The organism is Ochrobactrum sp. PL_is501 (assembly GCF_055816895.1).
Window position 1 is genome coordinate 93,810 of sequence record NZ_JBVPGR010000040.1, and the last position, 13,812, is coordinate 107,621.

At 55.9% G+C, this 13,812-nt stretch carries 12 protein-coding genes; 1 reads left to right on the top strand and 11 read right to left on the bottom strand.

Features of this window, described 5'->3' with window-relative positions; translation table 11 throughout:
- Positions 1 to 9: 9 nt before the first annotated feature.
- On the top strand, positions 10 to 537 hold the full coding sequence (locus AC0TOF_RS20005) for an EF-hand domain-containing protein (RefSeq protein ID WP_473769555.1): 528 nt from the start codon (positions 10 to 12) through the stop codon (positions 535 to 537).
- 62 nt (positions 538 to 599) lie between these two features.
- Here the strand turns inward: AC0TOF_RS20005 and AC0TOF_RS20010 are convergent, their stop codons facing one another.
- The 11 genes from AC0TOF_RS20010 to AC0TOF_RS20060 form a co-directional block, all read right to left on the bottom strand.
- The gene (locus tag AC0TOF_RS20010) at positions 600 to 1,022 is read right to left on the bottom strand and encodes an RbsD/FucU family protein (RefSeq protein ID WP_122000487.1); all 423 of its coding nucleotides are present in this window, start codon (positions 1,020 to 1,022) and stop codon (positions 600 to 602) included.
- Positions 1,023 to 1,114: 92 nt separating this feature from the next.
- A complete protein-coding gene (locus AC0TOF_RS20015) occupies positions 1,115 to 1,981 on the bottom strand; it encodes an ABC transporter permease (RefSeq protein WP_473769556.1) in 867 nt (288 codons plus the stop codon).
- Between the two features lie 10 nt (positions 1,982 to 1,991).
- Positions 1,992 to 2,921, bottom strand: a complete 930-nt coding sequence (locus tag AC0TOF_RS20020) for an ABC transporter permease (protein ID WP_473769557.1) — start codon at positions 2,919 to 2,921, stop codon at positions 1,992 to 1,994.
- On the bottom strand, positions 2,914 to 3,903 hold the full coding sequence (locus AC0TOF_RS20025) for an ABC transporter ATP-binding protein (protein WP_473769558.1): 990 nt from the start codon (positions 3,901 to 3,903) through the stop codon (positions 2,914 to 2,916). The genes AC0TOF_RS20020 and AC0TOF_RS20025 overlap by 8 nt, the downstream gene beginning before the upstream one ends.
- Positions 3,900 to 4,934: an ABC transporter ATP-binding protein gene (locus AC0TOF_RS20030; protein WP_473769836.1), complete on the bottom strand. Its 1,035-nt coding sequence runs from the start codon at positions 4,932 to 4,934 to the stop codon at positions 3,900 to 3,902. Before AC0TOF_RS20030 ends, AC0TOF_RS20025 begins: the two co-directional genes overlap by 4 nt.
- Before the next feature lie 89 nt (positions 4,935 to 5,023).
- Positions 5,024 to 6,658: an ABC transporter substrate-binding protein gene (locus AC0TOF_RS20035; RefSeq protein WP_122000483.1), complete on the bottom strand. Its 1,635-nt coding sequence runs from the start codon at positions 6,656 to 6,658 to the stop codon at positions 5,024 to 5,026.
- 15 nt (positions 6,659 to 6,673) lie between these two features.
- Positions 6,674 to 8,218 carry a phosphoric/sulfuric ester hydrolase PehA gene (gene pehA, locus AC0TOF_RS20040; RefSeq protein WP_473769559.1) on the bottom strand — a complete coding sequence of 515 codons (1,545 nt, stop codon included), beginning with the start codon at positions 8,216 to 8,218 and terminating at the stop codon, positions 6,674 to 6,676.
- Between the two features lie 139 nt (positions 8,219 to 8,357).
- On the bottom strand, positions 8,358 to 10,406 hold the full coding sequence (locus AC0TOF_RS20045; protein ID WP_473769560.1) for a hypothetical protein: 2,049 nt from the start codon (positions 10,404 to 10,406) through the stop codon (positions 8,358 to 8,360).
- Between the two features lie 300 nt (positions 10,407 to 10,706).
- Positions 10,707 to 11,486 (bottom strand): sugar ABC transporter ATP-binding protein, encoded by a 780-nt coding sequence (locus tag AC0TOF_RS20050; RefSeq protein WP_122000480.1) that lies wholly within the window; start codon positions 11,484 to 11,486, stop codon positions 10,707 to 10,709.
- Positions 11,487 to 11,500: 14 nt separating this feature from the next.
- Positions 11,501 to 12,631 carry an ABC transporter permease gene (locus AC0TOF_RS20055; RefSeq protein WP_122000545.1) on the bottom strand — a complete coding sequence of 377 codons (1,131 nt, stop codon included), beginning with the start codon at positions 12,629 to 12,631 and terminating at the stop codon, positions 11,501 to 11,503.
- Positions 12,632 to 12,718: 87 nt separating this feature from the next.
- Positions 12,719 to 13,648, bottom strand: coding sequence for a sugar ABC transporter substrate-binding protein (locus AC0TOF_RS20060; RefSeq protein ID WP_122000479.1), 930 nt, complete (start codon positions 13,646 to 13,648; stop codon positions 12,719 to 12,721).
- Positions 13,649 to 13,812: the final 164 nt, after the last annotated feature.

Below are 13,812 nucleotides of genomic sequence, written 5' to 3' on the forward strand. Positions count from 1 at the left end.
AAAAGAACCATGAAATCCAAGACCGCATTTATCGCTGTAGTTGCAACATCTTTGCTTGCCGTACCCGCACTGGCGCAAGAAAATAGCAGTGCAAATACTGATAAACCGGTGACAGAGACGGCCGTTGCACCAAACAAAGATATGAAGGGCAGACATGGCCCCGTCGACCTCGAAAAATTCTCACGCATGGATGATCTCAAGGCAGCCGATACCGATGGCGACGGGGTACTTTCTCGCGCTGAAATCGAAGCACTGGCACAAAAGCGCATCGTGAGCCGTGCAGCTGACCGCATGGAGCGCCGACTTGACGTCAACGGCGACGGCAAGGTCACGCTTGCGGAAGTTGAAAACCAGCGCAAGAAAGAATTCGCTGCACTGGATCGGAATGAGGACGGCAAGATTGATCGCAGCGAAATGCGCGCAGCGAAAATGCACCACGCCCGAGGTTCTCACAAGGGTTCCCATCACATGGGCCACCACAAGGGTGGAGAACACAAAGGCCCGATGAAGGGCCAGGCAGAAAAGCCGCAGGAATAAGCCTTAAACAAATAGCCCGGGCTCAACGTCCGGGCTATTTTTACATAGATATCAACGACACATCAGGAGCGGATGACGCCCTTCTTGAAGATGATATTGCCGTATAATCTCTTTTCACCCGTCCGAATGATCGCGAAAGCGTCACGAGCGCGATGATAAAAGGCAAATCTCTCCATTGGATCGACAGAAATCTTTCGCCCCTCGGCTTTTTCAATGACAGCTTCAAACTCTTTGAAAATCGCTGGCGTTTCATTTGGTGCCTGCATGACAGCCGCTGGCTTATCGACAAAATCGTCCAAAGGCAGCAGCGACAGAACAGCCTCAGCCATATCCGTTGCAGTGATTCCCGGAAAATCCAGTACGTGCACACCGGAAGACTGCGCCGGATAATTGGCATCGACAATCACCAGATCGTCGCCGTGCCCCATATCTGCAAGGACTTCCAGCAGCGAGCCCGTCAGCAATGGATTGATATTCTTCAACATAAGACGTCATTTCCCACAAAAATTCGAACAGATCACACTAAGCAACTCGCTTTCAGAATCGCAAGGCCCAAGTGCTGGCGAGGGGGACAGGCTTATCGGGTTGTCGGGTCCAGCTTGTCACGCAGCCAATCGCCCACAAAACTGATCGACAGAGTCGTGAACATGATCACGAATGACGGCGCGAGCATGATCCAGGGCGCACGGGTGAGATACTCGCGGCCATAACCGACCATATTGCCGAGGCTGGTCATTGGTGGCTGCACGCCGAGACCAAGGAATGACAGACTGCTTTCGAGCAAAATGATCTCCGGAAATGTCAGCGTCATCGAGACGATCAGGGTCGAAGCAATATTCGGGAGAATATGCTTGAGATAAACGCGTGACGGCGCGGCGCCGAGCTGCGTAACCGCCGCCGCGTAACCTTGCGCATTGGCAGAAACGGCCAGCCCGCGAGCGATACGGGCATAACGCTCCCAGCCATAGAAACCCATCAGGCAGGTCAACAGCAGAAGCGAACTTCCGAAGAAGGCAAGCACGGCAAGCGACAAAATGAGGAATGGCAGTGCCGCCTGAAAATCAGCGAGCATGACCACCACCTGCTCCACCACACCGCGAAAATAAGCTGCGAGGAAACCGAGCGTCGTACCGAACACTGCAGAAATGATAGTCGCACCGAATGCAATGAGCAGTGAAATGCGGATGGACTCGATAAGACGCGAGAGCACGTCGCGTCCGAGCTCATCGGTACCCAGCCAATGTTGCGGATTACCCGGCAATGCGAGGCGGTTTTTCAGATCGAAAGCCGTGATGTTGTAAGGCTTAATCCAATCCGCAGTCAGCGCAATCAGGATCATCGCCGCGATCCAGATGAAACCGATGATGACCATCAGCGGAAGGCGTTTATGGGTCTTTTTGGGCTGTGTAGAAAGAGTAGCTGTATTGGCGGTCATATCCGTCATCAGTTCAGCCTCACGCTTTGCCCTGCGCCTGACGCAGACGCGGATCGAGATAACCGTAGAGAAGGTCGACAACGAAATTGGAGATTACCATCGTCGCGGCCACGAGAAGCAGGATGCACTGCACGATTGCGAGATCGCGATTGGCAACCGAAACCACGAGCAATCTGCCCACCCCCGGCCAGGAAAAGAGCGTCTCTACAACCACTGCGCCTGCAATCAACGACCCCACCATGAAACCGACGATGGTAACGATCGGAATGGCCGCATTGGGTAGCGCGTGCCGCCAGACGACATCGCGCCACGACACACCTTTGGCGCTCGCCGTGCGAATATATGGCTGCCCCAGAATCTCGATCATCGCACTGCGGGAAAACCGCGCCAGAATAGCCGCGCCGCCAAGCCCCATCGTGATGATAGGGAGAATGGCGTGCATCCAGCTATCCTGTCCGCCCGAAGGCAACCATCCAAGCGATACCGAGAACACCAGCACAAGCAACAGGCCGAGTACAAAGCTCGGTAACGTGAAGCCAATGACAGCAGTCGCCATGACAGCCCGGTCAATGAAGCTGTTGCGGTGCAGCGCCGCATAGATTCCGGCGGGAATGCCAAGCCCAAGCTTGATCAGCAAAGCCGGTATCGTGAGTTGAAGCGTGGCAGGTATCCGCTCTGCCACGAGTGCGATTGCCGATTGGCCGTCGCGCATCGATATTCCAAGATCGCCGCGTGCAATGGCTCCGAAATAGCGCAAATATTGCTGCCAGAGCGGATCGTCGAGACCCCAGTTCTTTCGGAACGCAGCTATGGCTTCCGGCGGTGCATCCGGTCCCATGATGATCTGGGCCGGATCACCAGACATGCGCAACACCACAAAGGCAAATGTTACCACCAGAAGAATGGTCACAAATGCGCGGAACCCGCGAACCATCAGAAATCTAAGCATGAATAACGTCCGTCTGAAGGGCCTCTGCAAAATGGCAGGCCACTTTGCGCCCCGCGGGCATGTCGAGGAGTTCAGGTGTCTCGCTGCTGCAGCGCGGAGCAGCAAAACGGCAGCGGGGATGAAAGGCGCAGCCACTCGGTCGCGCGGCAGGGTTCGGCGGCTCCCCCTGCAAGATGATACGATCGCTGAGCGGCGTACCGGCAACCGGGACACTGGATACAAGCGCCTGCGTATAAGGATGAAGTGGCTTGGCAAAAATTTCGTCAGAGGAAGCTTCTTCGACGATACGGCCCAGATACATGACCGCGACACGATCCGATATATTGCGCACCACCTTCAGATCATGGCTGATGAAAACCATCGCAATGCCTGCGCGTTCCTGTAAATCCCGCAAAAGGTTTACGACCTGCGCCTGGATGGAAACATCCAGCGCCGACACGGGCTCATCACACACGATGAGGCGCGGTTTGGACGCGATGGCCCGCGCGATGACGACGCGCTGGCGCTGCCCGCCGGAAAGCTCGTGCGGGTAGCGTGAAGCCTGATCGGGACGAAGCCCGACCGCCCGCATCAGCTCGACAACACGAGCTTTCTGCTCATCTGGGGTTCCAATGCTATGGATTTCCAGCGGCTCGGCTATCTGACGGCCAATCGGTAACCGTCGATCCAGAGCAGCAAGAGGGTCCTGATAGACGAGTTGCATACGCGCTCGTAGAGCGCGCCAGCTCGGGGTCTTCTGGCGAGGCAGGGTTGAGCCTTCGAACGTGACGTCTCCCTCGCTGGGGTCTTCCAGACCCAGAAGCAGACGCCCCGTCGTGGATTTACCCGAACCGGATTCGCCAACGATTCCCAGTGTCGTCGCCGGAGCGACCGATAGGGAAAGGCCATCAACAGCGCGAACCGTAACGGGTTGCGCGAACAGCCCTTTGCGTGACGTATAGGTTTTGACAAGGTCGCGGGCTTCGAGAAGAGCGGCTGTCATTGTGCTATCGCCTCTGTACTCGCTTGCATTGAAACATGCCCACGCATTGATGGCAGCAAAGACGACGCTGCCGGATAAGGGTGAAAACAGGCGACCGTGCGCCCTTCGCCGGCGTCATCCTGCGGAACACCAAGCCTTGGGAGACTTCGCGCGCAGAGATCGCTCGCGCTCAGGCAGCGCGGCGAAAATGCACAACCTTGCGGAAGCTTGCCGGGTTCGGGAACTGTGCCCTCAATGGGGATCAGGCGATTGCGTCCGCCATCAAGGCTGGGAATGGAATCAAACAGCCCATGTGTATAGGGATGGCGCGGAGCGGCAAAAAGCGCCTCGGTCCGGGCCTGCTCGACAATGCGTCCCGCATACATAACCGAAACCCGTTCGCAGATTTGCGAAACAGCGCCAAGATCATGACTGATAAAGACTACAGCCATACCCGTTTCCGCTCGCAGCCCGGCCAGCAGATCGAGTATCTGAGCCTGGATCGTCGCATCAAGTGCTGTCGTCGGCTCATCCGCGATAAGGATGTCGGGGTTTCCTGCCAGCGCCATGGCGATCATCAAACGCTGGTTCTGGCCACCCGAAAATTCGTGCGGATAATTATCAATACGTCGGCGAGCATCGGGAATTCCAACAAGTTCCATCAATCGCAAAGCCTCTGCCCGGACCGCAGGTCCTGTCAGGCCGCGATGTAGTCGCACTGCTTCCTCAATCTGCCGCCCTACCCGGATAACCGGGTTCAACGAACTCGACGGGTCCTGAAAGATCATGGCTATGCGACCGCCGCGAACATTTTCGAGCGTGCTGCGAGACGCGGTCAGCAATTCCGTTCCTTCGAGAAGGACACTGCCGGAGATCGACGCCTTCTTCGGAAGGAGGCCGAGTGCTGCCAGCCAGGTCACAGACTTGCCACAGCCGGATTCCCCGACAAGCCCCACAGCTTCGCCACGCTCAATTGAGAGGTCGATACCATGCAGAACTGGCACGCCATCAAAAGCTACTTGCAGATTGGAAATTTCGACCAGCGGCATCATGCAATCCTTCTGGTTCATTCATATTCGCGGGGCTAAATGCCCCAAAGGACAAGCGAGCCCGGCTAAGCCGGGCTCGCGCCTACAATGGTTCAAGCCCAGTTGTTCTTGCGGAAGTCCATTGCGAAAGCAGGTGCTGCTTTCCACTTCAGCGACTTCGGCTTCGCCGTGAAAGTCGCGTTCTGATGGAGGACCGTATAGGCTGGATCTTCACGCTCGCAGATTTCCAGCATCCGCTTGAATGCTTCCTTGCGCTTTGCGTGATCCGTGCTTGTTTCCAGAATGACGGAAAGCTTGTTCGCTTCCTCATTCGTCCATTCTCCGACCTGCTGCTGTTGACCGTTCGGGCCATGCTGGCTGACGATGGAAGAAACAGGATCGTTGAAGGGCGCAGAATTGGACCAGTCACGCACGGCGCGTCCCGGGCTCTTTTCCAGAATCTGCTGCCAGTTTTCCTTCATCTGAATTTCGACGTTCAGGCCCACCTGATTCCACATCTCCACGAGGATTTGCGCCGTCGGGGTCTGGTTCGTGTAGTAGTTATTGAGCAGGCGATATGGGATCGCATCGCCCTTGTAACCGGCTTCCTTCAGAAGCTGCTTAGCGAGATCAGGGTTATATTCCGGAACGTTCCAGCCCTGAACGAACATATCGCCATAATAATCCCACTGAAGACCCGCTGGAACGACCGTTCGGCCTGCCCACAGCGAATCCACGATCGCCTGACGATCGATCGCATGGGTAAATGCGCGGCGCACTAGCGGGTTTTCCAGTTGCGGATGGAACTTGTCGAAAACGGTGAGACGGTGGTTGAGGATCGTACCGCCCTGAACCTCGAAAGCATCATTCTTTTCGATGCCCTCGATCTGATCCGGCGGAATGTCGCAGGCAAACTGATACTCACCTGACAGCAGACCATTGATGCGCGAGGCAACTTCCGGCACTTCAATGAAGCGGATTTGCTTCAGCGGCGGGCGCCCGCCCCAATATTCGTCATGAGCTTCGAGCACCAGCATGTTGTCTGGCTTGAACTCGACGACCTTGTAAGGCCCGGTGGTGATTGGCTTGCGCGCCCAGTCGAGATAGCTCGGCGACTCCTCCCAACCGCGGCGGCTCATGATCTGGCTGCCGTAGCGCGAGATACGGCCTTCCATGGTCACGTCCGGCGTACCGTTCTTGAAACGCACCGTATATTTGTCGACGACTTCGACACCCAGCAGGGATGGCCACGAACGGCGTGCAGTCGCGGGCACTTCGAGCGGCAGTTCCTTGCTTTCGCGACCGAGCGGGTTTTTCTCGGAGACATAAATCGTCTTGCCTTCGGCAGGCTGCGTGTCGCCGAACATGCGTTCCTTGCCGAAGGTGAAGGCAACGTCCTCAGCGGTCATCTCATCGCCATTGTGGAATTTCACGCCTTGCCGGAGCTTCAGTTCCACGGTCTTGTCGTCAATACGGGTCCATTCGGTCGCAAGGCCCGGTACGGCAGAAAGCCCGCCCAACCAGTCACGGTCAATCAGCGCCTCCCAGATACTGGAGAAGAAAACGCGTTCGCCGACATTCGACTGTTCGCGAAGGACGTCGAGCGTATTACTGTTCGCCACCTTTTGCACGGCAATGGTGATCGATGGGCGATTGTCAGCCTGCGCGATAGCAAAGCGCGGCAGGATAAGCGAACCGGCTGCACCAGCTGAAAGTCCAAGCATCCCGCGTCGGGTCAGGTTGATCATTGGTTGCTCCTGAGATCAATGGTTGCGCGTTGTCAGCCCTTGCGGGCCGGATCTGTAATGAGTGAGTGTCCGGTCGGCATGTGACAGCCGCCACGACAGTGCCTTTTGGGCATAGTTGCGAACGAGAACCGCATAAGCGGGATCATCAGCCAGATTGTTGAATTCATGCGGGTCCGCCTTCAGATCGAAGAACAGCGGCGGCAGGGCCGCAAAATGCACGTACTTATAGTTCTCGTCTTCGATCACGCAGAGGCTGCAATCATCCTGGGAAAGCTGAACCGAATTCTGCGGCTGATCGTAGAATACATCGCGGAAATCGAACTCGTAGTGCAGTTCCGTGCGCCAGTCGGCGGGCTTTCCTTCTGCCAGAAACGGCAACAGCGAACGGCCGTCGCAGGCACGAGGCGTTTCTCCACCCAGCCACTCCAGGATGGTCGGCATCACGTCAATGCTTTCGGAAAAGGCATCTTCGATTTGGCCAGCGTGGTTGTTCTGCCCCGCATCCTTTATGACCAAAGGAATGCGGAAGCTTTCGGCGTTGTAACCGATCTTGCCGAGAAGGTGATGATCGCCCAGCTGCTCACCATGATCGCTCGTGAAGATGACAAGCGTGTCATCCCACTGACCGGTTTCATCGAGATACGCAAAGACCTGTCCCAGACAGTCGTCAATCTCACTGATCAGGCCGCAATAGGTGGCTCGCATCTGGCGAATCTCGCCTTCATCAAGCGTTGCTCCCGAGCCTTCCGCGCCATGGAAGAACGAACCGCGTCTGATGTGATCGATGTAGTGCTTCATAAGCGGATGTTGTGCCGCTTCGGCATCCGGGTTCTCCGCACGTATAGGCGCAGGCATATCCTCGGCTTTGTACATCGCATGGTAGGGCGCAGAGGCTACGAAAGGCGGGTGCGGGCGATAATAGCCAAGATGCAGGAAGAAAGGCTTGCCGTCCCTGCCCTTCAGATATGTCAGTGCGCGCTCAGTAAAAAATGTCGAATCCGAAAATTCCTTCGGGATGCGCGATGGCTTGTCGGTTGCGCCGGGAACGGAATGTTCACCTTCCGGCAGCCAGATATCTTCGCGGTTCTCAGGCAGTTCAAAGCCGTTCTGTGACACCCAGCCAAAATACCCATCCATATTGGGCTCAAATGCGCCAACAGAGCGAAATCCATCCATGATGTCGCCCAGAACCGTAAAACGCGGATCTCTGGGAGACGTGGAACGCGGATCGGGTGTGGTTGTCGTGTAACCGATAAGCGCGGGGTCATAGCCAATAGCACGCAGAGCTTTTCCAAGGTTCAAATGACGCTGGTCAAGTGGAACGGTGTTCTGCACTGCCCGGTGATTCATCAGGTAGAGACCTGTAAGCAGGCTTGCCCTTGCGGGGCCACATGGCACGCACGTCGTGACATGGTTGCGGAAGGTCAAGCCTTCCCGGCAAAGACGATCAAGATTGGGAGTTTTAAGGAAGGGTTCGCGTCCCTCCGCCCGCATCAGGTGAGGGATAAAATCTGCTCGCCATTGATCAACGACGATAAGCAGGACGTTTTTTCTGGTCATGTTGGCCTCGTTATTTCCGAGGCTTACTAGGACCCTTGTATTTCAAGGGCATGACCCTTGTGTAATGTTTTGGTGAAGCTCTGATTACAGAAACGCCGGCCAAGGGCCAGCGTTTCGCGCAGATTGATGGGATAGTCGATCATTCCGTCTTGGCTTCGATATCGACTTTATCGAGCAAAGTGAGCGGGTCTTGCGATGCTGCGACCATTTCAAGAGCGCCAATTCCTTTATCGGCTTTGGCTTTGACAGCCAGCTCGAAAATATTCGGCTTCGCGAGGAAGGTAGAAAACGCCGCCGCAACGTCCTGCAACTGGGGCTGATCCGCTGCCAGTTCCTGTAGAGCGGCTGCGGCTACCAGAGACACAGTGCTGCGCACTTCATCTTCGGACATATTATTTTCTTCGGCATACATTTTGATGCCCTTGGCGATGATGCCCTTTTCCTCAATCTTGAGGTTCACCTGCCTGGCCTTGAGCCCGAGCAAAGCAACCTGCGTCATCACCTTGTCGCCTGAGAAGAACTCCTTGGTGAAGCCCCCCATCAAGCCGGACATGGACACCGACCCCATATCCTTGCCGCTGATTGAAATGTCCTTGATGATCAGATTTTGGTTTGCTTCATCCCAGTTGGCCTCGAAATTTGAGGAAATGATGAGACGATCATAACCAAGTTTCCGAAGCTGCTGGTAGAACTCGTCACTGCCCTGCGCCGGGACTTTGAGCGACATATCTTCATAAGCCACACGCACATCTGTCGGAATGCCGTTGTACGGCTTGTTGAGAGCCACTTCATAGCTCTTCAACGCAAACTGAATGCGTTCGGGCAGCGAAGGAACCGACGTTTCTTCGGTTGAAGCCTGATCTGCATCGTCCGCGTTTTCCTCGCCTGCGTCCACATCTTCAGACTGGTCGTATGGCAGGTCGGCGTCGATGCCAGCAATCCGAAGCGTGCCCAATTCCGGAAGCATGGTCGTATAAGGGAAGTTCTCAACCTGATCGTCGCTCAGCGACGCAAACTTCTTCAACGCTTCGATCGACGTCGCCCAGGAGAAGCCCTTCAGGGAAGCTTCTTCCATCTTCATGTAATCCTGGCCTTCCGCGAAATCGAAACCTTTGATGGTAGCGTCCATCTTCTGATTGTCGAAAGCGACCGCGATCCGTTCGATACCGCCCTTCCCCTTCGAGGCATCGGCAGGTTCGATCTTCATGCCGAGCATTTCGACGTCGCCCTTGCCGATCGTTTCGAACAATGAAGTCAACTGGAGAATAAGCTCACGCGTTTCTGCTGGTGAAAGCTCGTCCGCCTTTTCGAGGGACTGGAGCTTTTGCAAAGTTTCGGTGAACGGCACGGCCGGCAGACGAGCCGTAAAACCATTGCTGCGAATTTCATCGTAGCTGAAGCTCGCATCCTTCGTCTTCATGACGATATTCTTCGCCGAGAACGGACCATAGACCGGCTTGGCTTCCTTGTCGTCCGGGCCTGCCTTCTCGGTATAAAGGCGGGCCAGGAAGACACCGTCAATGTCCTTGCCTTCCGCGGCACCCATTGTGCCTGTCATCTTGTCCGTGACGTTTTCGCCGTCCTCGCCGGGCACTTCGACGGCAAATTCGAAATCGGTGCTGCCAGCCGTATAACGAGCAACCTTACCGAGATTGATGTCTTCCAGCGCAACGTCCTTGTAGACGATATTCTGTTCGTTTTTCGCAACGGTCTGGACGACCTTGATTTCCTGCGCGGTGAGGCGCTTTGCCGAGAAACGACCAACGCGCTCCGGCAGGGTGAGACCGCTATTGCCGAAAGTGTCCTTCAGCATGGCGCTATCGAAATTGGCGTCTTCGATCACCACACTTGGAATGGAAATCTTGTAGTTTCCGAACTCCGTGTCGATACCGGACGCATTCAGCATCCCCGTAAGGAACAGGAACTTCGGACGGCCATCAACCGAAGCGATATGGACGTTGGAACCATCCTTCAGCGGCAACGTCACGTCGCGCAGGTGGATACGTCCGAGAAAATCCGCTTCGACGGAAGAGGCCTTGCCGCCGCGCTTTTCAAGCTGCGATGTAATGGTCTTCTCAAGTGTGATCTTGTATCCGGTCAAACCGGCGGCAGCTATAGCGATTACCGCAACAGCCGCCCACAGCGCCTTGCGCCCACCCTTACGGGTTCCGTTCTTTGCCTGCTCCACGATGCTGGTCCTTTCAGCGCAAATTAAAACGGTGTCTGTGCAAGCCAGCGCCCAAGACGAATTCGCAGACGAAAGGGAGGCTTCGACATCGCGTTAATACGGCTGAAACAACGGCTTAAAACACACAGCCTGAATCAGTCAGGCAGACAGATGCTCTAACTACCTGAAATTGCAAGCGCAAGCAGGATCGCAAAAGTTTCTCACAATATTTTACCATTTGCTCAAGCATTACTCGGGAAAAGCAATCTGTGATCTCTTGTGCCGCTGAACTATGGTTCGTTCTACACTCTGAAATTTCGATCAGACCCGACCGCCCAGTTCGGCCGTCAGGTCGGCTAGTTCCTGCCCGCCCGCCATAAGGCTCTGCAGCTCATCCATGTCGACGTCGTTTTTCGTGCGCGTTCCAAGGGTTACACCGCGATTGAGAACAGTGAACTTGTCACCAACCGCATGAGCATGGCGAACATTGTGCGTGATGAAGATGACACCAAGCCCGCGTGAGCGCACGAGATTGATGTATTTGAGGACCATAGCCGTTTGCCTCACACCCAGCGCCGAAGTCGGTTCATCAAGGATGAGCACCTTTGCGCCGAAATAGACGGCGCGCGCAATCGCCACGCACTGCCGCTCCCCGCCGGAAAGTGTTCCCACAGCCTGCTGCGGGTCACGGACATCGATCCCGATCTTGCGCATTTCTTCGCGCGTCACTTCTTCGGCCTGTTGCGCATCGAACCAGCGGAAAGGCCCGACACCCTTGGTCGGCTCGCGCCCCAGAAAGAAATTGCGCATCACCGACATCAGCGGGATCATCGCAAGATCCTGATAGACCGTGGCAATGCCATGATCGAGCGCATCGCGCGGGCTATTGAACGAGACCGGCTTTCCTTCGACCAGAAAATCGCCGCTCGTCGGTTTATGCACGCCCGAAAGCGTTTTGATCAGGGTCGATTTACCCGCGCCGTTGTCGCCAAGCAGACAATGCACCTGCCCCGGTTCGACGCTCAGCGAAACGCCGTTCAAAGCAATGACCGGGCCGAAATGTTTAACGAGATTGCGGACTTCGATGATGGGTGTCGTCATGGCAAATCCTCCCCTCAGCGCTCGCCGGTAGCGCGCTTGCGAATGAAATTGTTGAAGAGCACCGCGATCAGAAGCATTCCGCCAAGGAAAACGAGATACCAGTCCTGATCGATCTGGGTGTAGGTGAGTCCGATCAGCACCATGCCGAAGATGATCGCGCCGAAGAACGCGCCAATTGCAGAGCCATAGCCGCCGGTCAACAGACAACCGCCAATGACCGCAGCGATGATTGCCTCGAATTCCTTCTGGAAACCGCGGCGCGCATCGGTCGAACCCGCATCAAGAACCGTAAGGATTGCGACCAGCGCTGCGGCCATGGCCGTGCACATGAAAAGCGTGGTCTTGACACGGCGCACGGGAACACCGGAATTGCGTGCCGCCAGGGCGTCGCCACCGGCTGCAAAAATCCAGTTGCCGAAGCGTGTGCGCACCAGAACATATGTTGCGATAAGTGCAATGGCGATGAACCATAAAACTTCCACCGGCACGCCTTTCACAGAAGGCTCGCCATTGGGAAATTTGGCAATCAGATCGTTTTCAGCCATCCAGGCAAAAACTCCCTGAAAGGCATCACCGGAGAAAAGGCCGGCCAGATAACTGCCCGCTACGGCTTCCTTCACGCCCCGCAACTGCGTGGCGCCACCTGTCGCCCATTTCAGCCCAACCAGTGACAGACCGCGTAAAATGAACAGGAAAGCAAGCGTCACAATAAAGGATGGCAAACCGGTTCGAATAACAATCTGCGCATTGACCACGCCTACGAATGCCGCAAACAGCAGGGTGACGATGATGGCGACGCCAAGCGGCACCTGCCAGACGACAAGGGCAGCGGCAAAGATCAACCCCGCAAAAGCCACCATAGACCCGATGGAGAGATCGAATTCTCCGCCAATCATAAGAAGTGCGGCAGCGACGGCCAGAATTCCAAGCTGCGAAGCGGGAGCCATGAAGTTCATGATGCCTGCAGCCGTAAACATCGCCGGATTGGCAACCGAAACGAAAAAGATCGAAATGAGGATTAGGCCAGAGACCGCGCCCAATTCCGGTCGGCTCAGGAGCCGCTGCAACGGGCTGGCCGACTGCAATCGCTCATCCTTCGAGAGCACAGCGGTGCTGGCCTTTTGATGGGGAAGTGGCTCACTCATGATCTTCTCCTGATGCATTCTGGGTACAGATACCCGTTCCCGCCCATTGTGATGGGCGGGTTCGATATTGAATGGTCGAGATGATGCTTACCGGATACCCTTGGCCGAAAGTTCCACGACCTGCTTGGCCTTATCCTTCGTGATCAGGTTCGGGCCTGATGGAACATTCCCACCCGGCATCAAGCCGTATTTCGCATTAAGCGCCAGGAACGATACTGGCAGATAGCCTTGCAGAAACTGCTGCTGGTCAATGGCGAAATCCGCCTGCCCCTTTTCAACGGCCTCAAGAAAGCCAGCCGACATATCGAATGTCGAGACATGGATTCCGGTGCGACCGCTTTCAGCCGCCGCCTTCACGGCAGGTTCCCCCGCCAGTGTCGCATTGAGCGTCAGGATCGTGTCGACCGTAGCGTCAGATGCCAGGGCAGCGCGAACCTTGGCTTCGTTTTCGGCAGGATCGGTCGATGTCGGCAAAACCGTTACGTCGCCGAAACCTTCCTTGAAGCCTGCGCAGCGCTGATCGAGCGAGACATTGCCGACTTCGTGATTGACGCAAAGGCCTTTCTTGCCGCCAGCATTCTTCAGCGCTTCACCGGCAGCTTTACCGGCATCGAACTCATCCTGACCGACATGCAGCATAGCCCCCAGCTTCTTCGAAGCATCGGAGCCGGAATTCATGGAAATGACCGGGATGCCAGCCGCCACAGCCCGCTGGATCGACGGCCCAAGCGCATCGGCATCGGGAATGGAAACCACAATGCCTTGCGGCTTCTGATTGATCGCAGCGTCGATAAGTTGAGCCATCTGCACCATGTCAAAGGTTTCCGGCGCGCGATAGTCAACCTTCACGCCCGTATCCTTTGCCGCTTCGGAAACGCCATTTTTCACGACAGACCAGAACGGATCTGAAGCCTGACCATGACTGACGACAACGATGCTGATATCGGCTGCCTGGGCCGCGAAAGACGCAGCCAGCAAGGCCACACCTGCTACTGCCGACTTCAATAGAGATTGCATGTCCATTCCTCCCTTGTCCGGCACTCCCCGCCGGTCTGCATTAACGCTCTTATCCCTCACCTGCAGCGTCCTGGCGCTCCTCCAAGCGTTTTCCCGGCGCCACATGCAGATGGCCATTCAATTCAATAGAATGAAACATTCATAACGAAATTCTCGTGGAATTA

What these genes read in the sequence shown, in the direction of transcription:
- AC0TOF_RS20005 (WP_473769555.1), top strand. Translation starts at nt 10, where the DNA reads ATGAAATCCAAGACCGCATTTATCGCTGTAGTTGCAACATCTTTGCTT.
- AC0TOF_RS20010 (WP_122000487.1), bottom strand. Translation starts at nt 1,022, where the DNA reads ATGTTGAAGAATATCAATCCATTGCTGACGGGCTCGCTGCTGGAAGTC.
- AC0TOF_RS20015 (WP_473769556.1), bottom strand. Translation starts at nt 1,981, where the DNA reads ATGACGGATATGACCGCCAATACAGCTACTCTTTCTACACAGCCCAAA.
- AC0TOF_RS20020 (WP_473769557.1), bottom strand. Translation starts at nt 2,921, where the DNA reads ATGCTTAGATTTCTGATGGTTCGCGGGTTCCGCGCATTTGTGACCATT.
- AC0TOF_RS20025 (WP_473769558.1), bottom strand. Translation starts at nt 3,903, where the DNA reads ATGACAGCCGCTCTTCTCGAAGCCCGCGACCTTGTCAAAACCTATACG.
- AC0TOF_RS20030 (WP_473769836.1), bottom strand. Translation starts at nt 4,934, where the DNA reads ATGATGCCGCTGGTCGAAATTTCCAATCTGCAAGTAGCTTTTGATGGC.
- AC0TOF_RS20035 (WP_122000483.1), bottom strand. Translation starts at nt 6,658, where the DNA reads ATGATCAACCTGACCCGACGCGGGATGCTTGGACTTTCAGCTGGTGCA.
- pehA (WP_473769559.1), bottom strand. Translation starts at nt 8,218, where the DNA reads ATGACCAGAAAAAACGTCCTGCTTATCGTCGTTGATCAATGGCGAGCA.
- AC0TOF_RS20050 (WP_122000480.1), bottom strand. Translation starts at nt 11,486, where the DNA reads ATGACGACACCCATCATCGAAGTCCGCAATCTCGTTAAACATTTCGGC.
- AC0TOF_RS20055 (WP_122000545.1), bottom strand. Translation starts at nt 12,631, where the DNA reads ATGAGTGAGCCACTTCCCCATCAAAAGGCCAGCACCGCTGTGCTCTCG.
- AC0TOF_RS20060 (WP_122000479.1), bottom strand. Translation starts at nt 13,648, where the DNA reads ATGCAATCTCTATTGAAGTCGGCAGTAGCAGGTGTGGCCTTGCTGGCT.